Source organism: Escherichia sp. WS3227_2 (assembly GCF_046486495.1).
Lineage (GTDB): Bacteria > Pseudomonadota > Gammaproteobacteria > Enterobacterales > Enterobacteriaceae > Escherichia > Escherichia coli.
The window spans coordinates 25,775-50,586 of record NZ_JBJQLG010000005.1; the positions used below are offsets into that span (position 1 = coordinate 25,775).

Below are 24,812 nucleotides of genomic sequence, written 5' to 3' on the forward strand. Positions count from 1 at the left end.
ATGGAGATTCTTTTCTTCACTGACCCAAAAAGCTGATATTCTGTAAAGAGTTACACGGTAACATTGAGATCGCTATGAAATATCAACAACTTGAAAATCTTGAAAGCGGTTGGAAATGGAAGTATCTGGTGAAGAAGCACCGCGAAGGGGAGTTAATCACCCGTTACATAGAAGCCAGTGCCGCCCAGGAAGCCGTCGATGTGTTGCTCTCGCTGGAAAATGAACCCGTGCTGGTAAATGGCTGGATTGACAAGCATATGAATCCGGAACTGGTCAATCGCATGAAGCAAACCATTCGGGCCAGACGGAAGCGCCATTTTAATGCGGAACACCAGCATACGCGCAAAAAATCGATCGATCTGGAATTTATTGTCTGGCAACGTCTGGCTGGTCTTGCGCAGCGTCGCGGTAAAACGCTTTCTGAAACGATTGTTCAGCTGATTGAAGATGCGGAAAACAAAGAGAAATACGCGAATAAAATGTCTTCTTTGAAGCAGGATCTGCAGGCATTGCTGGGTAAGGAATAACTGACGAAAGTCAGTTCAATTTTCTAAAGACGAAAAAAAACCCCGCAGCAGCGGGGTTTTTTACCAGACGAGAACTTAAGCCTGCGGCTGAGTTACAACGTCTTTGATGCCTTTAACTTCGATCTCTACGCGACGATCCGGAGCCAGGCAGTCGATCAGTGCAGCACGCTGTTTCACGTTGTCACAGGTGTTGCCAGTAACCGGGTTGGATTCGCCCATACCACGTGCGGAGATTTTGTCTGCCGGGATACCTTTGGAGATCAGGTAATCAACAACAGACTGAGCACGACGCTCGGACAGACCCTGGTTGTAAGCGTCAGAACCGATGCGGTCGGTGTAACCCAGAACAACTACGGAACCGTCTTTCGGATCCAGGTTGCTCAGCTGGCTGTACAGCTGATCCAGAGCAGCCTGACCTTCCGGTTTCAGGGTTGCTTTGTTGAAGGTGAACAGAACGTCAGACTTCAGAGTGAAGTGCTTGGTCTGTACTTCCGGTGCCGGAGCTGGAGCCGGAGCAACTACTGGAGCTGCTTCGCCCTGACCGAAACGGTAGGAAACACCCAGGCTCAGCATGCCGTTGTCCGGACGAGTACCGATGGTGTGTGCGTCACCGATGTTGTTGGTCCACTGGTATTCCAGACGGGTAGCGATTTCAGGAGTGATCGCGTACTCAACACCGCCAGCGAAAACCGGAGAAACGCCGGTGTCGTGGTCTTTAAAAGATGCGCCACCAGGTACGTTAGCCTTGGTGTCTGCACGCCATACCATACCACCCAGACGAGTGTAGATGTCCAGATCGTCAGTGATTGGGTAACCCAGTTTAGCGGTCAGCTGAACGCCCTGAGCTTTGTATGCGCCGTTGATGTTGTCGCCTTTGTACGGCATACGACCTAACCAGTCGTAACCCATTTCAAAGCCAACATACGGGTTAACCTGGTAACCACCAAAAGCACCTGCACCCAGTTGGTTTTCGTGGGTCGGACCATTGTTAGGAATAAAACCAGTGTCATGGTACTGGGACCAGCCCAGTTTAGCACCAGTGTACCAGGTGTTATCTTTCGGAGCGGCCTGCGCTACGGTAGCGAAACCAGCCAGTGCCACTGCAATCGCGATAGCTGTCTTTTTCATTTTTTGCGCCTCGTTATCATCCAAAATACGCCATGAATATCTCCAACGAGATAACACGGTTAAATCCTTCACCGGGGGATCTGCTCAATATTAACTCTACCGATATCTTCGGCTTATGCCGAGCACCCCTGGCGATGTAAAGTCTACAACGTAGTTGAAAACTTACAAGTGTGAACTCCGTCAGGCATATGAAAAAAAAGTCTTGTATAAGGTACGTTTAATCTTTTTTGTCAGCGACAATTTACAGAAGAAAATCGCGGAAACCGCTTCAGACAAGCCTCCGCAAGGAAAATTAGTCACGACTGAAAGCATTGGCTGGGCGACAAAAAAAGTTCCAGGATTAATCCTAAATTTACTTAATGATACAAATTAGAGTGAATTTTTAGCCCGGAAAGTTGTCTCGTTGCGTGAGAGGATGCGCTTACCGGACGCATAATAAACCCCATAGCGTTACCTTCATTTGCCGCATCAACAAGTTCAGCATGCTCTTCTTCAGTCAAATCATCTGCCAACCAACCGATCACCACACTGTAATTGCCCGTGCGTAAAGCGCGAACCATTGACTCCACGGTGTGGCAAGGGGAGAGCTGGCTAATCTGCATCACTTTCGTTAAGGGTAGCCCAGATGCCTGAACCCATTCCCGACTCAGTTTTTGTTGCGGTGTTAACCAGAGTTGCCAGCGCGATTGCTGACCGAGTTGCTGTAACAATGGCAACAGTAGAAGTTGCGTCATCATGGGCTGATCTTCGCGATAGACAACTTCACTGATAAGCCCGGCTGTAGTGTTTTCCGTAGAGACACGCGCAATTTTACTTGCTGCAGATGAGAACGACGAAGAACGATGTGCATAGCCTGAAGTGTACATAATCAATCCAGCCCCTGTGAGTTACTGTATGGATGTACAGTACATCCGGTGACGACAAAGATCAACCCTATTTTCGGAAAGAGCCTCGCAAATTTTGTCGTTAGTGACGGGAAAACATAAATTAATCTTGCCCCTTAAGAATAAGTTGCCTATTTTCGTAGTTAACGGATCCGTTAATGTGAATCATTCTTTTATGTTATGATTTTAAAAGGAATTTTATGAAAAGCCTCTCCTATAAGCGGATCTATAAATCACAAGAATACCTGGCAACGTTGGGCACAATTGAATACCGATCATTGTTTGGTAGTTACAGCCTGACCGTTGACGACACGGTGTTTGCGATGGTTTCTGATGGTGAGTTGTATCTTCGGGCTTGTGAGCAAAGTGCACAGTACTGTGTAAAACATCCGCCTGTCTGGCTGACATATAAAAAGTGTGGCCGATCCGTTACCCTCAATTACTATCGGGTTGATGAAAGTCTATGGCGAAATCAACTGAAGCTGGTGCGTCTGTCGAAATATTCTCTCGATGCAGCGCTGAAAGAGAAAAGCACGCGCAATACCCGGGAAAGACTGAAAGATTTGCCCAATATGTCTTTTCATCTGGAAGCGATTCTCGGGGAGGTGGGGATTAAGGATGTACGGGCGTTACGTATACTTGGGGCAAAAATGTGTTGGTTGCGACTGCGGCAGCAAAACAGTCTGGTGACAGAAAAGATTCTGTTTATGCTTGAAGGGGCCATTATCGGCATTCATGAAGCTGCGCTCCCGGTGGCACGCCGCCAGGAGCTTGCAGAATGGGCTGACTCTCTTACGCCGAAACAGGAGTTTCCTGCGGAACTTGAGTAATCTGGCGTTGCAGACGACCAATCTCTGGCAGTAATGCAATCAATAACCCGACTTGTTGTACGACCAGAGGTTCTTTGCTGTCTGCCCGCGGTTCAAGTTGCTGCATTCGCTGTTTCAGGCCAGCTAATGCCTGATTGACGCGTTCTTCATCAGCAGGTTGATGATGTAGCGCGTCATCAACATAGCAAACTGCGTCATCAAGAAACGCCAGAATTTCAGGATTAGTTAACTGCTCCCGGTGAGCACCGAGGGCTGAGATATAGCTGGTAAACGTATGGTTAAGGCACAGCAACCGAAACGCGGCCTCGCGAATTTGCGGGGTAACGTTCGGCTCGCTGGACATATTTGATACCACCGACGCCAGTTCAGCATCACGGTTGTGTGCATCGCGGCGGGCAATACGATACGCCAGACGGTTATCACGCCCCTGATGGTATTGCTCCAGTATGGCATCGAGATACCGGCAGTTGGCCTCTGTGGCGCGTTCGAGCATTCGCGGCAGATTGCGAAACTTCCAGTCAGGCCAGATGTAGCTCACTGCCGCCCACGCAATGGCACAACCAATCAGCGTATCGATTACGCGAGGTAACGCCACTTCAAAACCTTCACCCAGCAAGTTAAAACACAGTAGCACCAAAAGTGTGATGAACATCGTTGCATGGGCATATTGCACGTTACGGAAGGCAAAAAAGAGCACGCCGGTAATAACCAGTAGCACCAGCTGCCCTTCCAGTGACGGCACAAACCACAGCACAGGAATGCCAATCGCGATACCTACCAGCGTCCCAATAATCCTTAACTTCAGGCGGTGGCGAGTGGCGTTATAGTTTGGCTGGCAGACAAACAAACTTGTCAGCAAGATCCAATACCCGTGATGCATTCCGGTTATCTGAATGATGGCGTAGCCGAAGCACAACACCAGCGACATTCTTACCGCATGACGGAAGAGGGCGGATTCCGGCGTGAAGTGACGGCTAAGACGCAGCCAGATATCACTCAATCCGTGCGGGCTGTCATCAGCGAGCTCATTTTCGTCATTATTATGGGGCAGTGCCTGGGCCTGTTCTGATTCAATTGTTGCCAGTTGGGCATCAATGGCGCGTAAATTGTTCAGCAAAAAACCCAGTGTTTTGAGTAAATCGGCAGGCGCGCCGTTATCGCGCATCCGCTCCAGCGCAGCATCAATATGCGTAAAAGCGCGCTCAAAATGCGGATCATGTTGATAAGGCTGACGCAGCAAAATACAGCGTGACAGTTGCTGGCACGCCTGGCCCTGCATCGACATCAGCCGCTGAAAACGGAACAGCACGTCGCTGTGGCGAAAATGTTCACGCAATGTTTGATACTGAATATGAGAAGAGCTGGCACGCTCGTGAATATCCTGTGCGACAAAGTAATAATGCAGCGTGCGACGCGTTCCCCGTTGACCACGATCGCCACGTAAGCGGGTCAGCAGCGAGAGTTTCGTCTGATTCAATGTCGCCATCAGCTGACCGTTGGCGAGTGCCAAATCGTACAGCGGTGCCTGGCTTTCATCTTCAATATCAGGATCAAACATGCGCGACTTGAGCTCAAGGTAACGCGCCAGTTGTTCATAGCAACGCGCCAGGTTGTCCTGCAGCGGGCGGACCGGGAACAGTAGATGACCAATAAGTGTCAGGACGTTGTACCAGACGGCACCGGCCAGCAGATACATCGGCTGCTGATACCAGTGCTCATACAGTGACGTCCCCAACATAGTGTAAATGGCGATCAGTAACGCACCGAAGGCAATTGTTGCATAGCGTTGACCCAGACCGCCGAGCAAAATGAAGCCGCTGGTTGAGAGCGTTAAGCCAATCGCAAATAGCCAGGGCCAGGGAAACAGCAGTTCTACTGAGGCCGAGGCGATAAAAAAGCAGAACAGCGTAATGATGAGGTTACGCAAACGTCCCGCCAGCCGGTCATCGAGATCGGTCAGCGCCGCTGCCACCATCCCCAGCGTCAGCGGAATCGTCAGTTTTACATCACCCAGCCACCACGGAAACGCTGTGGTTCCACAAAGCGCAATAAAAATACGCGCGTAATACAGCCAGGCGCTGTTCCAGGTATAGCGTTTGAGCAAAGGACTTAGCATAAAGGCCATATTAGTGGATTATTCAAAACGACGACGTGCATTGGCTTCACGCGCAGCTTGCGCTGTTTCTACCGATACCACGCGACGACCGACCGGCCATAGTGCAATAGCGGCAATTTTAAAGTTCGCAATGCCGACAGGAATGCCAATGATGGAAATACATTGTGCGATGCCCGTTGCAATGTGCATCAGGCATAACCACCAGCCAAAGAAAATCAGCCAGAAAATATTCAATACCGTACCGCCAGTATTTAGCAGCACATTTTTGCCAGCCGGGTTCAGTTCATCGACATGAATAGCTTCATTGCCATAAGGCACCAGAGACAGTTTAGTGATCTCCCAGCAGGATCGTGTCAGCGGTAAGGTAAAAATCAGCACAATACTGACCAGAGTCGCCAACAGCCAGCCCAGAGTGGTGGCAAATCCGCCAAGCACAAAGTTCAGAATGTTCAAAACGGTACGCATAAAACCTCGCTTTACTGTGGTTTTCAGTAATGGGCGGCAATTGTAACGTTTTTTTGGGCTGGAGCACGTTTTCTCTGACGGTTACACTGATAAGAAATCATTTCGTGTGGATCTACAGAGTCATGGAACTGAAAGCGACAACGCTTGGAAAACGTCTGGCACAGCACCCTTACGATCGGGCGGTGATCCTCAATGCCGGGATTAAAGTCTCCGGCGATCGCCACGAATACCTTATTCCTTTCAATCAATTACTGGCGATTCACTGTAAGCGCGGTCTGGTATGGGGCGAGCTGGAATTTGTACTGCCGGGCGAAAAAGTGGTGCGTCTGCACGGTACCGAATGGGGCGAGACGCAGCGTTTTTACCATCATCTTGATGCTCACTGGCGGCGGTGGAGTGGCGAGATGAGCGAAATTGCGTCTGGTGTTTTACGCCAGCAACTGGATTTGATTGCCACGCGCACTGGAGAAAATAAATGGCTGACGCGTGAGCAAACCTCTGGCGTTCAGCAACAAATCCGCCAGGCTTTGTCGGCGTTGCCGTTGCCGGTTAACCGACTGGAAGAATTCGATAACTGCCGTGAGGCGTGGCGTAAATGTCAGGCCTGGTTGAAAGATATTGAAAGCGCTCGGTTGCAGCATAACCAGGCGTATACCGAAGCCATGCTTACCGAGTATGCGGATTTTTTCCGCCAGGTCGAGTCTTCACCGCTGAATCCGGCGCAGGCCCGGGCAGTCGTTAATGGCGAGCATTCTCTGTTAGTGCTGGCAGGTGCAGGAAGCGGAAAAACGTCGGTGCTGGTGGCCCGTGCAGGCTGGTTGCTGGTGCGTGGTGAAGCGTCCCCTGAGCAAATTTTATTGCTGGCGTTTGGTCGCAAAGCCGCTGAAGAGATGGACGAGCGTATTCGCGAACGGCTACATACCGAAGACATTACCGCACGCACGTTTCATGCGCTGGCGCTGCATATTATTCAGCAGGGCAGCAAAAAAGTTCCGATAGTCAGCAAACTGGAAAATGATACCGCTGCCCGTCATGAACTCTTTATTGCTGAGTGGCGCAAGCAATGCAGCGAAAAGAAAGCGCAGGCGAAGGGCTGGCGGCAATGGCTGACGGAAGAAATGCAGTGGTCAGTGCCAGAAGGTAACTTCTGGGATGATGAAAAATTACAGCGTCGTCTTGCCTCACGCCTCGATCGTTGGGTAAGTCTGATGCGGATGCACGGTGGCGCACAGGCAGAAATGATTGCCAGTGCACCCGAAGAGATTCGCGATCTGTTCAGTAAACGTATCAAGTTGATGGCCCCGTTATTAAAAGCCTGGAAAGGTGCGCTGAAGGCAGAAAACGCTGTCGATTTTTCGGGCCTTATTCACCAGGCGATTGTGATTCTGGAGAAAGGTCGCTTTATCAGCCCGTGGAAGCATATTCTGGTTGATGAATTTCAGGATATCTCGCCGCAGCGCGCAGCGTTGTTAGCGGCATTACGCAAGCAAAACAGTCAGACGACGTTGTTCGCCGTTGGTGATGACTGGCAGGCGATTTATCGCTTCAGCGGTGCGCAAATGTCGCTCACCACCGCTTTCCATGAAAACTTTGGTGAAGGTGATCGCTGCGATTTAGACACGACTTACCGTTTTAACAGTCGTATCGGTGAGGTGGCAAACCGGTTTATTCAGCAGAACCCAGGCCAGCTGAAAAAGCCGCTAAACAGCTTAACCAATGGAGACAAAAAAGCCGTCACGTTATTGGATGAGAGCCATCTTGACGCTTTGCTGGATAAGCTCTCTGGTTATGCCAAACCGGAAGAGCGCATTCTGATCCTGGCGCGTTACCATCACATGAGGCCTGCCAGCCTGGAAAAAGCGGCAACACGCTGGCCGAAGTTGCAAATCGACTTTATGACCATTCATGCCAGCAAAGGGCAACAGGCGGATTACGTCATCATCGTTGGCTTGCAGGAGGGGAGTGATGGTTTTCCGGCTGCGGCGCGGGAGTCGATTATGGAAGAGGCGCTACTGCCACCGGTTGAGGATTTCCCGGACGCTGAAGAACGGCGGTTAATGTACGTGGCGCTGACCCGGGCACGCCATCGGGTATGGGCACTGTTTAACAAAGAGAATCCCTCTCCATTTGTCGAAATACTGAAAAATCTGGATGTGCCGGTGGCGAGAAAACCGTAAGAAACAGGTGGCGTTTGCCACCTGTGCAATATTACTTCAGACGGTCCGCGAGATAACGCTGATAATCGGGGATCAGAATATCGACCGCGTCGTTGAAATGCGGCGACTGGATAATGAAGTCTGCCGTTGCCACGTTGGTGGCGACCGGAATGTTCCATACCGTCGCCAGACGCAGCAAGGCTTTCACGTCAGGGTCGTGCGGCACGGCGTTTAGTGGGTCCCAGAAGAAAATCAATACATCAATTTTCCCTTCTGAGATCAATGCGCCAACCTGCTGGTCACCCCCCATTGGGCCACTCAACATCGCGTTGACGTTCATGCCGGTTGCACGGGAAATCAAGTTACCGGTAGTGCCTGTTGCATACAGTACGTGTTGTTCCAGTAACGGTTGATGTCGTTCCACCCAGCTCATCAGCATTTGTTTGCAGTGATCGTGTGCCACCAGCGCAATATGTTTCCGCGCAGGTAAAGTGCGTGTCGTCAGTTCCATAATGTTACATCCGTAGTTAACTTTCCTACAGATTACTGTAAGCACTTATCGCTGCAAGATAAAGACCGAAAAAGCCTGCGCACAGGCACAAAAATCTCAGGAAGATGGTTGTTTTTCCGCCCATTGCAGGAAAGTATTTCGCGTTTGTGGGTCAGCCAGTTTAAACCAATACTTCAGCCGTTGTTCTGTGAGCACCTGAGACTGCGGTGGAATAGCATCTAGCTCGGAAACACCCGAAAGCAGCGTACTGTCATCTGCCATCATCGTGGCAAATTGCGGTAGTGAAGCGCGTTTCGCGGATTTGTTATAGCGTTCAACCTCGACCTCATAATCAATCGTTTTTGCCGTTGAGGTAATGGCGAGAATATCCAGCTTTACCGGAATCGGCGTCGCATCGCCATCCAACAATTCAAGGCGCGGCGCGGCATCAAAATGGTTAGCTTCCCGCTCATTCTCCAGACGAGGCAGGCGAAAATTGACCTGGTTGATGAGCTGGGTATTAAAACTGACCACCAGCGGTGGGGAGATATACAGCCGTTCTTCACTATTGGAAAGATGAATCGTCTTCTCAACGCGAAACACTAACTGATGCGGTCCATTATCCAGTTCAATGCTGTCCGCACCGCGCAGCAGAGAGCTGGAAACCTTTTTACCGTCGAGTACCAGAAGATCGACATCGGTTGAAAGCCGCAGCGTGGTGGCAAAAACGGATACCGGCAAACATAATGCAATCAAGGTGGTCACGATGCCGGTTTTCATAGGTAGCTCCTGTCAAAAGACCGCCCGAATAATAATGTGTCAAAATTTTTCTTTAATCATACTTACTAACATATAGACATATTTCCCGCTTTTGCTCTCATTCATTCGTATTAGCTGCATGGTTGGCATGTCGGCTTTGTCGTACACTTTGTTAAACAGTCTGGAGGAAATAATGAAAGAAACCGATATTGCAGGCATTTTAACGTCCACTCACACCATTGCGCTGGTGGGGGCAAGCGACAAACCCGATCGTCCCAGCTATCGCGTGATGAAATATCTACTCGACCAGGGGTATCACGTCATTCCGGTTTCACCAAAAGTTGCCGGCAAAACGCTGCTGGGCCAGCAGGGGTATGGCACGCTGGCAGAAGTTCCTGAAAAAGTCGATATGGTCGATGTTTTCCGGAATTCAGAAGCGGCGTGGGGCGTAGCGCAGGAAGCGATCGCCATCGGCGCGAAAACCCTCTGGATGCAACTGGGGGTGATTAATGAGCAAGCGGCAGTACTGGCTCGGGATGCCGGATTAAATGTAGTGATGAATCGCTGCCCGGCTATTGAGATCCCTCGCCTGGGCCTGGCCAAATAAAAAATCCCCGGAAGGCAAAAACCTTCCGGGGATTTGTTAAGGGATTAGTTACGCAGACGCGGGGCCTGGAGTTGTTTGCGGATGGTCTGCGCCAGCTCATCCATGGATGGCTGTTCAGGATGTTCATCCTGCAATTCGCTACTTAGCTGGGCTTCAGCCAGGTAGGTATGAACCGGTAGGCCGTTATCGTCCTCCATCACCACGTGATACCACGGAGCGGCGCGAAGCTCGTCATTCACCGCCAGCTCATCAGGCGACGGTTCAGAGAGCGAATAAACCGGGTCGATATCCACGACCACTCCGAGATAACCTAACAGGGAATGGCGGACCTGCTGGCCGATACCGAATTTGCTGGCAATCATAGTCACCTCCCGGGAAATCTTTACCTTTGATATAAGGGTAAAATTCCACATTTCAAGTTACATGACGCGACAGGCAAACCCTTTCAGATATAGCCCTTCCGGGTAGGTAGCGATCACCGGATGATCGGCTGCCTGACGGAACTGCTCTATAAATTGTACATCACGGCCGGCATCAATTGCGGCATCCGCGATGATTTTCTGAAATAAATCGCTGGTCATCAGACCGGAACAGGAGAAAGTCAGGAGAATACCGCCTTCATTCAGCAACTGAATCGCCAGCATGTTGATATCTTTATAGCCACGACACGCGCCCATCAACTGGCTTTTATTCTCAACAAACTTCGGCGGGTCCATCACGATAACGTCAAATTTTTCACCGCGATCGCGATAGGTTCGCAGCAATTTAAAGACATCATCACGGACAAACTCAGCCTTGCTCAGATCCAGTTTGTTCAGCTCAACGTTCTGCCGTGCAATATCCAGGGCTTCCTGGGAGGTATCAACGCTGACAACCTGGCTGCAACCGCCCATCAGTGCCGATACGGCGAAACCACCGGTATAGGAGAAACAGTTCAGTACGCGTTTATTTTCAACGTAGCGGCGGGTAGCCAGGCGGCTGTCACGCTGGTCCAGGTAGTAGCCCGTTTTGTGCCCGTGCTGTATGTCCACCAGCAGCTTCATGCCGTGTTCTTCAATCGGCAGCAGGGCAGGCGGTAGCTCTCCGGTAACGGGGCCCTGGGTCAGTTCCATCCCTTCTTTTTTACGTACCGCAACGTCGCTGCGATCGTAAATCGCACATTCCGGGTACAGCGTTTGCAGGGCACTAATTAATGCTGCGCGCTGATATTCTGCGCCAGCACTCAGCAATTGCAGCACCAGAAAATTACCGAAACGATCGATAGTAATACCCGGCAGACCATCAGATTCACCGGCGATTAAACGATAGCTGTCGAGGCCATCTTTTTGTGCCAGCCAGTCACGCCATTTTTGTGCTTGCTGCAAACGGCGGGTAAAAAAAGCAATGTCGATAGACTCTGACGGGTCAAACGTCCAGACGCGCGCCCGGATTTGCGAAGCTGGCGAATAAGCGCCGCGTGCTAACCATTTTCCCTGATGATCAACAATATCGATGGTTTCACCGAGGCTGACTTTACCTTCCATGCGGGCAACGGCCCCGGAAAAGACCCACGGATGGCGACGAAGTAATGATTTTTCGCGCCCTTTGGCTAACACTAAACGTACACTCATAATTTACTTTTCTATCGATGCAAAGAAATGGGCGTCATTGTCCGGAGTTTTCCATGGATTTGCAACGCGTCCATTAAGGATAAGGAGAGCAGCAATGTCGAAAGTCTGCATAATTGCCTGGGTTTACGGGCGAGTTCAGGGCGTAGGATTCCGCTACACCACGCAGTACGAAGCGAAAAAACTGGGACTAACCGGGTACGCCAAAAATCTTGACGATGGCAGCGTGGAAGTGGTTGCCTGCGGTGAAGAAGGGCAGGTGGAAAAATTAATGCAGTGGTTAAAAAGTGGCGGCCCGCGTTCTGCACGTGTGGAACGGGTGCTCAACGAGCCGCATCATCCCTCGGGGGAATTAACCGATTTTCGTATCCGTTAAATACATTTTACCGGTTTTGGCAGGCCAGCAATTTTGGTGGCTTGCTTAGCCGGACCTTTCGGAAACAGTCGGTATAAATAGCGGCTGTTACCTTTTTCTTCGCCAAATTTATTCGCCATCGCTTTTACCAGCATACGAATCGCCGGAGAAGTATTGAATTCCAGATAGAAATCACGCACAAAACGCACCACTTCCCAGTGTTCTGGTGACAGCGAAATCCCTTCGTTCTCTGCAATCACCACTGCCAGCGGCTCACTCCACTGGCTGCTTTCTTTGAGATAGCCTTCGGTATCCGTTTCTATCTCTTTACCTTCGAAGATCAGCATAATTATTACTACCTTAATCAGACTGGCGGCAGTGTAACAAAAAACAAAGCCCCGCATAAAGCGAGGCTATGAAAGTGTTAGCGGGTGAGATTAATCGCGGCTGGCGAAGCCCAGAATGCTCAGCAGGCTGACGAAGATGTTGTACAGCGAAACATAAAGGCTAACCGTGGCACGAATATAGTTCGTTTCACCGCCATGAATGATGTTGCTGGTTTCAAACAAGATAGCGCCAGAGGAGATCAGAATAAAGACCGCGCTGATCGCCAGATGCAGGGCAGGCAGCTGCAGGAAGATATTAGCAACCATACCAATCAGCACCACCACAATACCCGCCATCAGCATACCGCCAAGGAACGACATATCTTTGCGGGTGGTCAGCACATACGCAGAGCAGCAGAAGAACACTAACGCCGTTCCGCCCAGTGCCATAGCGATTACGTCACCCATTCCGGCAGACAGATAGGTATTCAGAATTGGTCCGAGGATATAACCCAGAAAACCGGTAAAGGCGAATGCGGAGATAATTCCGGTCGGCTTATTCGCCGTTTTATAGGTCAGGAACATCAAACCATACATACCCACCAGCGTCAAAATCAGACCCGGAGATGGCAGCATCAGCACCGTACTGGCAGTTGCGGTAATCGCCGAAAAGGCCAGCGTCAGGCTCAGCAGAAAATAGGTATTACGCAGCACCTTATGGGTGCTAAGCAGCGATGTACGGTCATGTGAAGAACTAACAATACGATCCATTGAGTCACTCTCTATGACAGATGTAATTAATTAAGCAGCATAATGATAATGCGTAAGGGCACCCAGAAGTTTTACCCATCTTTACGCATTTGATCTGGAACAGGTTTAACAGCGGATTATCAGGTCATTAAGCAAATATAACGCCCTGAGAATTTCGACAGGCAAAAGAAAAAGGGGTTAGCATTTAGCTAACCCCTTATCTTATTTGGCGGAAGCGCAGAGATTCGAACTCTGGAACCCTTTCGGGTCGCCGGTTTTCAAGACCGGTGCCTTCAACCGCTCGGCCACACTTCCGGAATGACGCGCACTATAAACATCCCGATGCGGCGTGTAAACCCCTAATTTGTTTGTTTGCCTGAAAAACAGCCAAAAGTGCATTGATAGCGTGAAATAACAGCAGATTGATCATTTCATCACCATGAATTCCTTCTCTTTTACTCGTTTAGCAACCGGCTAAACATCCCCACCGCCCGGCCAAAGAAAAATAGGTCCATTTTTATCGCTAAAAGATAAATCCACACAGTTTGTATTGTTTTGTGCAAAAGTTTCACTACGCTTTATTAACATTACTTTCTGGCGACGTGCGCCAGTGCAGAAGGATGAGCTTTCGTTTTCAGCATCTCACGTGAAGCGATGGTTTGCCTTGCTACAGGGACGTCGCTTGCCGACCATAAGCGCCCGGTGTCCTGCCGGTGTCGCAAGGAGAAGAGACGTGCGATATGAATAACGAGGAAACATTTTACCAGGCCATGCGGCGTCAGGGCGTTACCCGGCGCAGCTTTCTCAAATATTGCAGTCTGGCTGCAACGTCGCTGGGATTAGGCGCGGGGATGGCACCAAAGATTGCCTGGGCGCTGGAGAACAAACCCCGCATTCCGGTGGTGTGGATCCACGGTCTGGAATGCACCTGCTGTACCGAATCTTTTATCCGCTCCGCTCACCCACTGGCGAAGGACGTCATCCTTTCCCTGATTTCCCTCGATTACGACGATACTTTGATGGCTGCCGCCGGAACCCAGGCGGAAGAAGTCTTTGAAGACATCATCACGCAATACAATGGCAAATATATCCTCGCAGTAGAAGGTAATCCGCCGCTGGGCGAGCAGGGGATGTTTTGTATCAGCAGCGGTCGACCGTTTATTGAGAAACTCAAACGTGCCGCTGCCGGAGCCAGTGCAATTATTGCCTGGGGCACCTGTGCGTCCTGGGGCTGTGTACAAGCCGCGCGACCTAACCCGACGCAGGCAACGCCTATCGATAAAGTCATTACCGACAAACCGATCATTAAAGTGCCAGGCTGCCCGCCAATCCCGGATGTGATGAGCGCCATCATTACTTACATGGTGACCTTTGATCGTCTGCCGGATGTCGACAGAATGGGCCGTCCATTGATGTTCTATGGTCAGCGAATCCACGATAAATGTTATCGCCGCGCTCACTTTGACGCCGGAGAGTTCGTGCAGAGTTGGGACGATGACGCTGCCCGCAAAGGTTACTGCCTGTACAAAATGGGCTGCAAAGGGCCTACCACCTATAACGCCTGTTCCTCCACACGCTGGAACGATGGCGTTTCTTTCCCAATCCAGTCAGGTCACGGCTGCCTGGGTTGTGCGGAAAATGGTTTCTGGGATCGCGGTTCGTTCTACAGCCGCGTGGTCGATATTCCACAAATGGGTACTCATTCCACCGCCGATACCGTCGGTTTAACCGCGCTTGGCGTGGTGGCAGCGGCTGTTGGTGTGCACGCAGTTGCCAGCGCCGTTGACCAACGCAGACGTCATAACCAGCAACCTACAGAAACCGAACATCAGCCAGGCAATGAGGATAAACAGGCATGAGCACTCAGTACAAAACTCAGGGATACACCATCAATAATGCCGGACGCCGCCTGGTGGTCGACCCGATTACGCGCATTGAAGGCCACATGCGCTGCGAAGTGAATATCAACGATCAGAATGTAATCACCAATGCCGTCTCCTGCGGCACCATGTTTCGCGGGCTGGAGATCATCCTGCAAGGGCGCGACCCGCGCGATGCGTGGGCGTTCGTTGAACGTATCTGCGGCGTCTGTACTGGCGTACACGCCCTGGCTTCGGTTTACGCCATCGAAGATGCCATCGGTATTAAAGTGCCGGACAACGCCAATATCATCCGCAACATTATGCTGGCAACGCTCTGGTGCCACGATCATCTGGTGCACTTCTATCAGCTTGCCGGGATGGACTGGATCGATGTGTTAGATGCGCTGAAAGCCGACCCGCGGAAAACCTCCGAACTGGCGCAAAGTCTCTCCTCATGGCCGAAATCATCCCCTGGCTATTTCTTCGACGTACAAAATCGCCTGAAGAAATTCGTTGAAGGCGGGCAGTTGGGGATCTTCCGCAATGGCTACTGGGGGCACCCGCAGTACAAACTGCCGCCAGAAGCTAACCTGATGGGCTTTGCCCACTATCTCGAAGCTCTCGATTTCCAGCGTGAAATTGTCAAAATCCACGCGGTCTTTGGCGGTAAAAACCCGCATCCAAACTGGATTGTCGGCGGGATGCCTTGCGCCATTAACATTGACGAAAGCGGCGCGGTCGGGGCGGTCAATATGGAACGCCTGAACCTGGTGCAGTCAATTATCACCCGCACGGCGGACTTCATTAACAACGTGATGATCCCCGACGCCTTAGCCATCGGCCAGTTCAACAAACCGTGGAGCGAAATCGGCACGGGTCTTTCTGATAAATGCGTTCTCAGTTACGGCGCGTTCCCGGATATCGCCAACGACTTTGGCGAGAAAAGTCTGCTGATGCCTGGCGGCGCGGTGATTAACGGCGACTTCAACAATGTGCTGCCAGTGGATTTGGTTGATCCGCAGCAGGTGCAGGAGTTTGTCGACCACGCCTGGTATCGATATCCCAACGATCAGGTCGGGCGTCATCCGTTCGATGGCATCACCGACCCGTGGTACAACCCCGGCGATGTCAAAGGCAGCGATACCAACATTCAGCAGCTGAATGAACAGGAACGCTACTCGTGGATCAAAGCGCCACGCTGGCGCGGTAATGCGATGGAAGTGGGGCCGCTGGCACGCACGTTAATCGCTTATCACAAAGGCGATGCTGCGACCGTTGAGTCGGTTGATCGCATGATGTCGGCGTTGAACCTGCCGCTTTCCGGCATCCAGTCAACGTTGGGCCGCATTTTGTGTCGCGCGCACGAAGCGCAGTGGGCCGCAGGTAAGTTGCAGTATTTCTTCGACAAGCTGATGACCAACCTGAAAAACGGCAATCTCGCCACTGCTTCCACTGAAAAATGGGAACCTACAACCTGGCCGACAGAGTGCCGTGGCGTCGGCTTTACCGAAGCGCCGCGCGGGGCGTTAGGCCACTGGGCTGCCATTCGCGATGGCAAGATTGATCTCTATCAGTGCGTGGTGCCGACCACCTGGAACGCCAGCCCGCGCGATCCCAAAGGGCAGATTGGCGCTTATGAAGCGGCGCTGATGAACACCAAAATGGCGATCCCCGAGCAACCGCTGGAGATCCTGCGTACTCTGCACAGCTTTGACCCGTGCCTCGCCTGTTCAACACACGTGCTGGGCGACGACGGTAGCGAGCTGATCTCCGTGCAGGTGCGTTAACAGCGAAGGAGAATCATCATGCAACAGAAAAGCGACAACGTTGTCAGTCACTATGTCTTTGAAGCACCCGTGCGGATATGGCACTGGCTGACGGTGTTATGCATGGCGGTGTTGATGGTCACCGGTTACTTTATCGGCAAGCCGCTACCTTCCGTCAGTGGCGAGGCGACGTATCTGTTCTATATGGGCTACATCAGGTTAATTCACTTCAGCGCCGGGATGGTTTTTACCGTGGTCTTGCTGATGCGGATCTACTGGGCTTTTGTTGGCAATCGCTACTCCCGCGAGCTGTTTATCGTGCCGGTATGGCGTAAAAGCTGGTGGCAGGGCGTGTGGTATGAAATCCGCTGGTATCTGTTTCTGGCAAAACGTCCGAGTGCCGATATTGGCCATAACCCCATCGCCCAGGCGGCGATGTTCGGCTATTTCCTGATGTCAGTTTTTATGATCATCACCGGCTTTGCGCTATACAGCGAACACAGCCAGTACGCTATTTTTGCGCCGTTCCGTTATGTGGTGGAATTTTTCTACTGGACGGGCGGCAACTCAATGGACATTCACAGCTGGCATCGGCTGGGGATGTGGCTGATTGGCGCGTTTGTGATCGGTCATGTCTACATGGCGCTGCGTGAAGACATCATGTCCGACGACACAGTGATCTCCACCATGGTCAACGGCTACCGTAGCCACAAATTTGGCAAAATAAGTAACAAGGAGCGTTCATGAGCGAGCAACGCGTGGTGGTAATGGGGCTGGGCAACCTGCTGTGGGCCGATGAAGGCTTCGGCGTGCGGGTGGCGGAACGGCTGTATGCCCATTACCACTGGCCCGAGTATGTGGAGATTGTCGATGGCGGTACTCAGGGACTGAACTTGCTGGGGTATGTCGAAAGCGCCAGTCACTTGTTGATCCTCGATGCCATTGATTACGGGCTGGAACCCGGAACGCTGCGAACCTATGCCGGAGAACGCATTCCGGCTTATCTCAGCGCGAAGAAAATGAGCCTGCACCAGAACAGTTTCTCCGAAGTGCTGGCGCTGGCAGATATCCGCGGACATCTGCCAGCACATATTGCCCTCGTCGGTCTGCAACCCGCAATGCTCGACGACTACGGCGGCAGCCTGAGCGAACTGGCACGGGAGCAACTGCCCGCAGCGGAACAGGCGGCGCTGGCGCAGCTGGCTGCATGGGGAATTGTGCCGCAACCGGCTAATGAATCGCGCTGTCTCAATTATGACTGTCTGTCGATGGAAAATTATGAAGGCATTCGCTTGCGCCAGTACCGGATGACGTTGGAGGAGCAGAGATGAGCAACGACACGCCATTTGATGCGTTGTGGCAACGAATGCTGGCGCGCGGCTGGACGCCGGTCAGTGAATCCCGTCTTGACGACTGGCTTACGCAAGCGCCAGACGGCGTGGTGTTATTAAGCAGTGACCCGAAACGCACGCCAGAGGTCAGCGATAATCCGGTAATGATTGGCGAATTACTGCGCGAGTTTCCCGACTATACATGGCAGGTGGCGATTGCTGACCTTGAGCAGAGCGAAGCCATCGGCGATCGCTTTGGCGTCTTTCGCTTTCCCGCCACATTAGTGTTTACCGGCGGAAACTATCGCGGCGTGCTGAATGGTATTCACCCGTGGGCGGAACTGATAAACCTGATGCGTAGGCTTGTCGAACCACAACAGGAGCGTGCCTCATGAGCGAAACTTTTTTCCATCTGCTGGGGCCAGGAACGCAACCGAACGATGACAGTTTCAGCATGAATCCACTGCCGATCACCTGTCAGGTGAATGATGAACCGAGTATGGCGGCCCTGGAGCAATGTGCTCACAGCCCGCAGGTGATTGCGCTGTTAAACGAGTTACAACATCAACTAAGCGAATGCCAGCCGCCGTTGGGCGAGGTGCTGGCAGTCGATCTGTTAAATCTCAACGCCGACGATCGTCACTTTATCAATACGCTTCTCGGGGAAGGGGAAGTGTCAGTGCGCATGCAGCAGGCTGACGACAGTGAAAGTGAAATACAGGAGGCGATCTTCTGCGGATTATGGCGGGTGCGCAGACGTCGCGGCGACAAGTTGCTGGAGGACAAACTGGAGGCTGGCTGCGCGCCGCTGGCATTGTGGCAGGCGGCAACGCAAAACGTCTTGCCGACAGATTCGCTGTTACCGCCGCCCATTGATGGCCTGATGAATGGCCTACCGTTGGCGCATGAGTTACTGGCGCATGTACGTAACCCCGACGCGCAGCCGCACAGCATTAATCTGACGCAATTACCCATCAGCGAGGCTGATCGGCTTTTTCTCTCACGTCTCTGTGGGCCGGGAAATATTCAGATTCGTACCATTGGCTATGGCGAGAGCTATATCAACGCCACGGGGTTACGCCATGTCTGGCATTTACGCTGTACGGACACCTTAAAAGGCCCGTTACTTGAGAGTTATGAAATCTGCCCGATACCGGAAGTGGTTCTGGCAGCGCCAGAAGATTTGGTCGACTCTGCGCAGCGGCTTAGTGAGGTATGTCAGTGGCTGGCGGAAGGGGCACCGTCGTAAAAAGACGGTAAGTATCGCTTTCAGGCTTATGAATATCGCAATCGGCGAATACCTCTGGTCGTAGAGTTTCAGGATAAAGAGGGAGATCTACCATTAACGGGTTATTTTTCTCTCTTCGCCTACAGGAGTGCGCATGTGGGATGTCATTGATTTATCGCGCTGGCAGTTTGCTCTGACCGCGCTGTATCACTTTTTATTTGTACCCCTTACCCTGGGGCTGATTTTTTTGCTGGCTATCATGGAAACCATTTACGTGGTCACCGGCAAAACAATCTACCGCGATATGACGCGCTTCTGGGGTAAGCTCTTCGGTATCAACTTTGCTCTTGGCGTGGCTACCGGCCTGACCATGGAGTTTCAGTTTGGTACTAACTGGTCATTTTATTCCAACTATGTGGGCGATATTTTTGGCGCACCGCTGGCGATGGAAGCATTAATGGCCTTCTTCCTCGAATCCACCTTTGTCGGGCTGTTCTTCTTCGGCTGGCAACGGCTGAATAAATACCAGCACCTGCTGGTGACGTGGCTGGTGGCGTTCGGTTCAAATCTCTCTGCGTTGTGGATATTGAATGCCAACGGTTGGATGCAATACCCGACCGGTGCGCATTTTGATATCGACACCCTGCGTATGGAAATGACCAGCTTCAGCGAGCTGGTCTTTAACCCGGTCAGCCAGGTGAAATTTGTGCACACCGTAATGGCGGGCTACGTGACTGGGGCCATGTTTATTATGGCGATCAGCGCTTGGTATTTACTGCGCGGACGGGAGCGCGATGTCGCATTACGCTCGTTTGCCATCGGTTCCGTCTTCGGTACTCTGGCGATTATCGGCACGCTGCAACTCGGAGACAGTTCTGCGTATGAAGTCGCGCAAGTACAACCGGTAAAACTGGCGGCGATGGAAGGGGAGTGGCAAACGGAACCTGCACCTGCACCGTTCCATGTGGTTGCCTGGCCGGAACAGGATCAAGAGCGTAACGCCTTTGCTATCAAAATTCCCGCGCTGCTAGGGATCCTCGCCACTCACTCATTAGATAAACCCGTGCCGGGTCTGAAGAATTTGATGACTGAAACCTACCCACGCTTGCAACGCGGACGTATGGCCTGGCTGTTAATGCAGGAAATATCGCAAGGCAATCGTGAGCCGCATGTGTTGCAGGCATTTCGGGAGTTGGAAGGCGACCTGGGTTACGGCATGTTGCTCTCCCGCTATGCGCCGGATATGAACCATGTCACAGCTGCACAGTACCAGGCGGCGATGCGTGGCGCGATACCTCAGGTTGCGCCGGTATTCTGGAGTTTCCGCATCATGGTGGGCTGTGGTTCTCTGCTGCTACTGGTGATGCTGATTGCGCTTGTCCAGACGCTGCGTGGCAAAATCGACCAGCATCGCTGGGTGCTGAAAATGGCGCTCTGGAGTTTGCCGCTGCCGTGGATTGCGATTGAAGCCGGGTGGTTTATGACCGAGTTTGGTCGTCAGCCGTGGGCGATACAGGACATCTTACCGACATACTCCGCGCACTCCGCCTTAACCACAGGACAACTGGCTTTCTCACTGATCATGATCGTAGGGCTTTACACCCTGTTCTTAATCGCCGAAGTCTACCTGATGCAGAAATATGCCCGTCTGGGGCCGAGCGCGATGCAGAGTGAACAACCGACGCAGCAACAGGGGTAAAGGAGAAAATCATGTTTGATTATGAAACATTGCGCTTCATCTGGTGGCTGCTGATTGGCGTGATCCTGGTGGTCTTTATGATCTCCGACGGATTTGACATGGGGATCGGCTGTCTGCTGCCTCTGGTGGCGCGTAATGATGATGAACGCCGGATAGTGATAAACAGCGTTGGCGCGCACTGGGAAGGCAATCAGGTCTGGTTAATCCTCGCAGGTGGGGCATTATTTGCCGCCTGGCCCAGAGTTTATGCAGCGGCGTTTTCCGGCTTTTATGTGGCGATGATTCTGGTGCTGTGCTCGCTATTCTTCCGCCCGCTGGCCTTTGATTATCGCGGAAAAATCGCCGATGCACGCTGGCGTAAAATGTGGGATGCTGGACTGGTCATCGGCAGTCTGGTGCCGCCGGTAGTCTTCGGTATTGCCTTCGGCAACTTGCTGCTCGGCGTGCCGTTTGCCTTCACACCGCAATTACGCGTGGAATATCTCGGCAGCTTTTGGCAACTGCTGACGCCATTCCCTTTATTGTGCGGATTGCTCAGCCTTGGAATGGTGATTTTGCAAGGTGGCGTCTGGTTACAACTGAAAACTGTTGGTGTGATTCATCTGCGTTCACAGCTGGCGACTAAACGGGCTGCACTGTTGGTGATGCTGTGCTTTTTGCTGGCGGGTTACTGGCTGTGGGTCGGTATTGATGGCTTTGTACTGCTCGCCCAGGATGCTAACGGTCCTTCCAATCCGTTAATGAAACTGGTGGCAGTGCTACCTGGTGCCTGGATGAATAATTTCGTCGAATCGCCCGTTCTGTGGATCTTCCCGCTGCTGGGGTTCTTCTGCCCATTGCTGACGGTGATGGCGATTTATCGTGGTCGCCCGGGTTGGGGATTTTTGATGGCGTCATTGATGCAATTTGGCGTGATTTTCACGGCAGGCATCACGCTGTTCCCCTTTGTCATGCCGTCAAGCGTGAGTCCGATCTCCAGCCTGACGTTGTGGGACAGTACTTCCAGCCAGCTGACGCTGAGCATTATGTTGGTAATCGTGCTGATATTTTTGCCCATTGTGTTGCTCTACACTCTCTGGAGCTACTACAAAATGTGGGGGCGCATGACAACAGAAACTCTCCGCCGTAACGAAAACGAGTTGTACTAAGGAGCAGGAACAATGTGGTATTTACTTTGGTTCGTCGGCATTTTGTTGATGTGTTCGCTCTCCACCCTTGTGTTGGTATGGTTGGACCCGCGTCTGAAAAGTTAACGAACGTAAGCCTGATGAGGCGCATTAGCGTCGCATCAGGCAATCAATAATGTCGGATATGAAAAGCGGAAACATATCGATGAAAGCGATCTTGATCCCATTCTTATCTCTTCTGATTCCGTTCACCCCGCAATCTGCATTCGCTCAGAGTGAGCCGGAGCTGAAGCTGGAAAGTGTGGTGATTGTCAGTCGTCATGGTGTGCGTGCACCAACCAAGGCCACGCAACTGATGCAGGATGTCACCCCAGACGCATGGCCAACCTGGCCGGTAAAACTGGGTTGGCTGACACCGCGCGGTGGTGAGCTGATCGCCTATCTCGGACATTACCAACGCCAGCGTCTGGTAGCCGACGGATTGCTGACGAAAAAGGGCTGCCCGCAGCCTGGTCAGGTCGCGATTATTGCTGATGTCGACGAGCGTACCCGTAAAACAGGCGAAGCCTTCGCCGCCGGGCTGGCACCTGACTGTGCAATAACCGTACATACCCAGGCAGATACCTCCAGTCCCGATCCGTTATTTAATCCTCTAAAAACTGGCGTTTGCCAACTGGATAACGCGAACGTGACTGACGCGATCCTCAGCAGGGCAGGAGGGTCAATTGCTGACTTTACCGGGCATCGGCAAACGGCGTTTCGTGAACTGGAACGGGTGCTTAATTTCCCGCAATCAAACTTGTGCCTTAACCGTGAGAAACAGGACGAAAGCTGTTCATTAACGCAGGCATTACCATCGGAACTCAAGGTGAGCGCCGACAATGTCTCATTAACCGGTGCGGTAAGCCTCGCATCAATGCTGACGGAGATATTTCTCCTGCAACAGGCACAAGGAATGCCGGAGCCGGGGTGGGGAAGGATCACTGATTCACACCAGTGGAACACCTTGCTAAGTTTGCATAACGCGCAATTTTATTTACTACAACGCACGCCAGAGGTTGCCCGCAGTCGCGCCACCCCGTTATTGGATTTGATCATGGCAGCGTTGACGCCCCATCCACCGCAAAAACAGGCGTATGGTGTGACATTACCCACTTCAGTGCTGTTTATTGCCGGACACGATACTAATCTGGCAAATCTCGGCGGCGCACTGGAGCTCAACTGGACGCTTCCAGGTCAGCCGGATAACACGCCGCCTGGGGGTGAACTGGTGTTTGAACGCTGGCGTCGGCTAAGCGATAACAGCCAGTGGATTCAGGTTTCGCTGGTCTTCCAGACTTTACAGCAGATGCGTGATAAAACGCCGCTGTCATTAAATACGCCGCCCGGAGAGGTGAAACTGACCCTGGCAGGATGTAAAGAGCGAAATGCGCAGGGCATGTGTTCGTTGGCAGGTTTTACGCAAATCGTGAATGAAGCACGCATACCGGCGTGTGCTCTCCATCAAGACAAATAAACATTTGCCGCTGTTAGTCCTCGCAGGCCATTTACGCGGCAAAATTCCACGCGTAATCCTGGTATAAGCACTTCTGCGTCGCGGGGAGTGAATGCGGAAATATGGACCTGGACTTCTTTACGACCGTCGGAGGGGATAATGAATCCTTTGCCGCTTTTGCGATCAAAGGTTTTGACAATTCCTGTCATTTTACGGGACAAACAAATTCCTTACTGAAAATACTGCGCTGCACTATACGGGGTTAATAAAATAAAGCCAGCGATATTTAAGACCGCCGGACGGCTAAAATAAAATTTGCTTAATCTCAATTATCATGCGTTAATAGCTGCGTCGGTTTGAAAGACAGACAGCATACAAAGTAGTTTACTAAAGCAGTTCTCATTATCAGGCATTATCCCCTTCTTTTGAGTCTCTCTCCTGAACACTAAGTAGTTTCTGTATTAAAGCCCTGTTTGCCGAAAGGCCCAAAATGAAGGAAGTAAAATATGTCTAATAAAATGACTGGTTTAGTAAAATGGTTTAACGCAGATAAAGGTTTTGGCTTTATCACTCCTGATGATGGCAGCAAAGACGTTTTCGTCCATTTCACCGCCATCCAGAGCAATGAATTCCGCACGCTGAACGAAAATCAGAAAGTTGAATTTTCTATTGAGCAGGGGCAACGTGGTCCCGCGGCAGCGAACGTTGTTACGCTCTAAGGTTGCCGTTATTACTCAACATCTCCATTTCCGCTGTCCATGTTGTCATGGTTCACTGTACCGCACATCGGCATTCGATGTGACGGAGCGAAATCCTTTAGGGGCAAAGTGTATTTTTTGTAAATCGACGATGATCACCTTTGATAACGTCGCGCTGCAAATACGCACTGACCATGCGCCGCTGGATTTCACAAAATAATATCAGGCTCCCTCGTGGAGCCTTTTTTATATCTGCCTTATTTTTCTTCAACGCTGTATGTATAGTAAGCGATAACCTGTTGATTATTGAATCTTTCGGGGAGATGGCTTATAACATTTCTTACCTGACCAGGGTACCGGGAACCAACACCTTACTGGCGTGTTGCTGTCTTTTAAGACCAGAAGAGGTTAACAGTGAATATTGAAGAGTTAAAAAAACAAGCCGAAACGGAAATCGCCGACTTTATCGCGCAAAAAATCGCCGAGCTGAACAAGAACACAGGGAAAGAAGTCTCTGAAATTCGCTTCACCGCACGAGAAAAAATGACCGGGCTTGAAAGTTATGATGTCAAAATCAAAATAATGTGATTTTGTGAACATCACCCC

General features: G+C 51.5%; 30 protein-coding genes and 1 tRNA gene. 19 read left to right on the forward strand and 12 right to left on the reverse strand.

Annotated elements, in window-relative coordinates; translation table 11 throughout:
• The first annotated feature begins 74 nt into the window (after window positions 1–74).
• Window positions 75–527, forward strand: coding sequence for a macrodomain Ter protein MatP (gene matP, locus ACJHXB_RS08400; RefSeq protein ID WP_000877161.1), 453 nt, complete (start codon window positions 75–77; stop codon window positions 525–527).
• Window positions 528–602: 75 nt separating this feature from the next.
• On the opposite strand, the gene ompA is transcribed toward matP, so the two are convergent.
• Both ompA and sulA read right to left on the reverse strand, forming a co-directional pair.
• Window positions 603–1,655 (reverse strand): porin OmpA, encoded by a 1,053-nt coding sequence (gene ompA / locus ACJHXB_RS08405; RefSeq protein ID WP_000750418.1) that lies wholly within the window; start codon window positions 1,653–1,655, stop codon window positions 603–605.
• 356 nt (window positions 1,656–2,011) lie between these two features.
• Complete coding sequence (sulA, locus tag ACJHXB_RS08410; protein WP_000288710.1) at window positions 2,012–2,521, reverse strand: SOS-induced cell division inhibitor SulA; 510 nt, start codon at window positions 2,519–2,521, stop codon at window positions 2,012–2,014.
• A 218-nt stretch (window positions 2,522–2,739) separates the two neighbouring features.
• Between sulA and sxy the strand changes: the two genes are divergently transcribed.
• On the forward strand, window positions 2,740–3,369 hold the full coding sequence (sxy, locus tag ACJHXB_RS08415) for a CRP-S regulon transcriptional coactivator Sxy (protein ID WP_000839153.1): 630 nt from the start codon (window positions 2,740–2,742) through the stop codon (window positions 3,367–3,369).
• On the opposite strand, the gene yccS is transcribed toward sxy, so the two are convergent.
• Both yccS and ACJHXB_RS08425 read right to left on the reverse strand, forming a co-directional pair.
• On the reverse strand, window positions 3,332–5,494 hold the full coding sequence (yccS, locus tag ACJHXB_RS08420; RefSeq protein WP_000875041.1) for a YccS family putative transporter: 2,163 nt from the start codon (window positions 5,492–5,494) through the stop codon (window positions 3,332–3,334). The genes sxy and yccS overlap by 38 nt on opposite strands.
• 9 nt (window positions 5,495–5,503) lie before the next feature.
• On the reverse strand, window positions 5,504–5,950 hold the full coding sequence (locus ACJHXB_RS08425) for a YccF domain-containing protein (RefSeq protein WP_001261235.1): 447 nt from the start codon (window positions 5,948–5,950) through the stop codon (window positions 5,504–5,506).
• Between the two features lie 122 nt (window positions 5,951–6,072).
• Here ACJHXB_RS08425 and helD point away from each other — a divergent pair, with 122 nt between their 5' ends.
• Entirely contained in the window at window positions 6,073–8,127 is a 2,055-nt protein-coding gene (gene helD / locus ACJHXB_RS08430) for a DNA helicase IV (protein WP_000420538.1), read from the forward strand.
• A gap of 31 nt (window positions 8,128–8,158) precedes the next feature.
• Here helD and mgsA read toward each other — a convergent pair whose 3' ends face one another.
• Window positions 8,159–8,617, reverse strand: a complete 459-nt coding sequence (gene mgsA / locus ACJHXB_RS08435) for a methylglyoxal synthase (protein WP_000424181.1) — start codon at window positions 8,615–8,617, stop codon at window positions 8,159–8,161.
• Window positions 8,618–8,713: 96 nt separating this feature from the next.
• Window positions 8,714–9,376, reverse strand: coding sequence for a DUF2057 family protein (locus ACJHXB_RS08440; protein ID WP_000847791.1), 663 nt, complete (start codon window positions 9,374–9,376; stop codon window positions 8,714–8,716).
• 172 nt (window positions 9,377–9,548) lie between these two features.
• Between ACJHXB_RS08440 and ACJHXB_RS08445 the strand changes: the two genes are divergently transcribed.
• Window positions 9,549–9,962: a CoA-binding protein gene (locus ACJHXB_RS08445; protein WP_001469505.1), complete on the forward strand. Its 414-nt coding sequence runs from the start codon at window positions 9,549–9,551 to the stop codon at window positions 9,960–9,962.
• Between the two features lie 44 nt (window positions 9,963–10,006).
• Here ACJHXB_RS08445 and hspQ read toward each other — a convergent pair whose 3' ends face one another.
• Window positions 10,007–10,324, reverse strand: a complete 318-nt coding sequence (gene hspQ, locus ACJHXB_RS08450; RefSeq protein ID WP_001295356.1) for a heat shock protein HspQ — start codon at window positions 10,322–10,324, stop codon at window positions 10,007–10,009.
• A gap of 57 nt (window positions 10,325–10,381) precedes the next feature.
• A complete protein-coding gene (gene rlmI / locus ACJHXB_RS08455) occupies window positions 10,382–11,572 on the reverse strand; it encodes a 23S rRNA (cytosine(1962)-C(5))-methyltransferase RlmI (protein ID WP_000116323.1) in 1,191 nt (396 codons plus the stop codon).
• A 94-nt stretch (window positions 11,573–11,666) separates the two neighbouring features.
• Here rlmI and yccX point away from each other — a divergent pair, with 94 nt between their 5' ends.
• Complete coding sequence (gene yccX / locus ACJHXB_RS08460) at window positions 11,667–11,945, forward strand: acylphosphatase (RefSeq protein WP_000048232.1); 279 nt, start codon at window positions 11,667–11,669, stop codon at window positions 11,943–11,945.
• Here the strand turns inward: yccX and tusE are convergent.
• From tusE to ACJHXB_RS08475, 3 genes are all read right to left on the reverse strand, one after another.
• Complete coding sequence (gene tusE / locus ACJHXB_RS08465) at window positions 11,942–12,271, reverse strand: sulfurtransferase TusE (RefSeq protein WP_000904442.1); 330 nt, start codon at window positions 12,269–12,271, stop codon at window positions 11,942–11,944. The genes yccX and tusE overlap by 4 nt on opposite strands.
• A 90-nt stretch (window positions 12,272–12,361) precedes the next feature.
• Entirely contained in the window at window positions 12,362–13,021 is a 660-nt protein-coding gene (gene yccA, locus ACJHXB_RS08470; protein WP_000375136.1) for an FtsH protease modulator YccA, read from the reverse strand.
• A 206-nt stretch (window positions 13,022–13,227) separates the two neighbouring features.
• Window positions 13,228–13,315, reverse strand: a tRNA-Ser gene (locus tag ACJHXB_RS08475).
• Between the two features lie 425 nt (window positions 13,316–13,740).
• Between ACJHXB_RS08475 and hyaA the strand changes: the two genes are divergently transcribed.
• The 10 genes from hyaA (at window position 13,741) to appA (ending at window position 23,529) form a co-directional block, all read left to right on the forward strand.
• Window positions 13,741–14,859 carry a hydrogenase 1 small subunit gene (gene hyaA / locus ACJHXB_RS08480; RefSeq protein WP_001058323.1) on the forward strand — a complete coding sequence of 373 codons (1,119 nt, stop codon included), beginning with the start codon at window positions 13,741–13,743 and terminating at the stop codon, window positions 14,857–14,859.
• Window positions 14,856–16,649 carry a Ni/Fe-hydrogenase large subunit gene (hyaB, locus tag ACJHXB_RS08485; protein ID WP_000107417.1) on the forward strand — a complete coding sequence of 598 codons (1,794 nt, stop codon included), beginning with the start codon at window positions 14,856–14,858 and terminating at the stop codon, window positions 16,647–16,649. The genes hyaA and hyaB overlap by 4 nt, the downstream gene beginning before the upstream one ends.
• Before the next feature lie 18 nt (window positions 16,650–16,667).
• Window positions 16,668–17,375, forward strand: a complete 708-nt coding sequence (gene hyaC, locus ACJHXB_RS08490) for a Ni/Fe-hydrogenase b-type cytochrome subunit (protein WP_001186424.1) — start codon at window positions 16,668–16,670, stop codon at window positions 17,373–17,375.
• Entirely contained in the window at window positions 17,372–17,959 is a 588-nt protein-coding gene (hyaD, locus tag ACJHXB_RS08495; protein WP_000003669.1) for a hydrogenase 1 maturation protease, read from the forward strand. The genes hyaC and hyaD overlap by 4 nt, the downstream gene beginning before the upstream one ends.
• A complete protein-coding gene (gene hyaE, locus ACJHXB_RS08500) occupies window positions 17,956–18,354 on the forward strand; it encodes a hydrogenase-1 operon protein HyaE (protein WP_000063981.1) in 399 nt (132 codons plus the stop codon). Before hyaD ends, hyaE begins: the two co-directional genes overlap by 4 nt.
• Entirely contained in the window at window positions 18,351–19,208 is an 858-nt protein-coding gene (locus ACJHXB_RS08505; RefSeq protein WP_000004887.1) for a hydrogenase expression/formation protein, read from the forward strand. The genes hyaE and ACJHXB_RS08505 overlap by 4 nt, the downstream gene beginning before the upstream one ends.
• A gap of 133 nt (window positions 19,209–19,341) precedes the next feature.
• On the forward strand, window positions 19,342–20,886 hold the full coding sequence (gene appC, locus ACJHXB_RS08510; protein WP_000263569.1) for a cytochrome bd-II oxidase subunit 1: 1,545 nt from the start codon (window positions 19,342–19,344) through the stop codon (window positions 20,884–20,886).
• Between the two features lie 11 nt (window positions 20,887–20,897).
• Window positions 20,898–22,034: a cytochrome d ubiquinol oxidase subunit II gene (gene appB, locus ACJHXB_RS08515; RefSeq protein WP_000460803.1), complete on the forward strand. Its 1,137-nt coding sequence runs from the start codon at window positions 20,898–20,900 to the stop codon at window positions 22,032–22,034.
• A gap of 12 nt (window positions 22,035–22,046) precedes the next feature.
• Window positions 22,047–22,139 (forward strand): cytochrome bd-II oxidase subunit CbdX, encoded by a 93-nt coding sequence (gene cbdX / locus ACJHXB_RS08520; protein ID WP_000270305.1) that lies wholly within the window; start codon window positions 22,047–22,049, stop codon window positions 22,137–22,139.
• 79 nt (window positions 22,140–22,218) lie between these two features.
• Complete coding sequence (appA, locus tag ACJHXB_RS08525; RefSeq protein ID WP_001366242.1) at window positions 22,219–23,529, forward strand: bifunctional acid phosphatase/4-phytase; 1,311 nt, start codon at window positions 22,219–22,221, stop codon at window positions 23,527–23,529.
• Here appA and cspH read toward each other — a convergent pair.
• The gene (gene cspH, locus ACJHXB_RS08530) at window positions 23,517–23,729 is read right to left on the reverse strand and encodes a cold shock-like protein CspH (RefSeq protein ID WP_000087762.1); all 213 of its coding nucleotides are present in this window, start codon (window positions 23,727–23,729) and stop codon (window positions 23,517–23,519) included. The genes appA and cspH overlap by 13 nt on opposite strands.
• Window positions 23,730–24,014: 285 nt before the next feature.
• On the opposite strand from cspH, the gene cspG reads away from it, so the two are divergent.
• Genes cspG through ACJHXB_RS08550 form a run of 4 tightly spaced genes read left to right on the forward strand, consistent with a single transcriptional unit; the run spans window position 24,015 to window position 24,794 of the window.
• On the forward strand, window positions 24,015–24,227 hold the full coding sequence (gene cspG, locus ACJHXB_RS08535) for a cold shock protein CspG (RefSeq protein ID WP_000066490.1): 213 nt from the start codon (window positions 24,015–24,017) through the stop codon (window positions 24,225–24,227).
• 10 nt (window positions 24,228–24,237) lie between these two features.
• Window positions 24,238–24,426: a cold-shock protein gene (locus tag ACJHXB_RS08540; RefSeq protein ID WP_071556308.1), complete on the forward strand. Its 189-nt coding sequence runs from the start codon at window positions 24,238–24,240 to the stop codon at window positions 24,424–24,426.
• Window positions 24,401–24,631: a protein YmcE gene (gene ymcE / locus ACJHXB_RS08545; RefSeq protein ID WP_001309400.1), complete on the forward strand. Its 231-nt coding sequence runs from the start codon at window positions 24,401–24,403 to the stop codon at window positions 24,629–24,631. Before ACJHXB_RS08540 ends, ymcE begins: the two co-directional genes overlap by 26 nt.
• Window positions 24,621–24,794, forward strand: coding sequence for a GnsA/GnsB family addiction module toxin (locus tag ACJHXB_RS08550; protein ID WP_001019197.1), 174 nt, complete (start codon window positions 24,621–24,623; stop codon window positions 24,792–24,794). The genes ymcE and ACJHXB_RS08550 overlap by 11 nt, the downstream gene beginning before the upstream one ends.
• The last annotated feature ends 18 nt before the right edge of the window (window positions 24,795–24,812 follow it).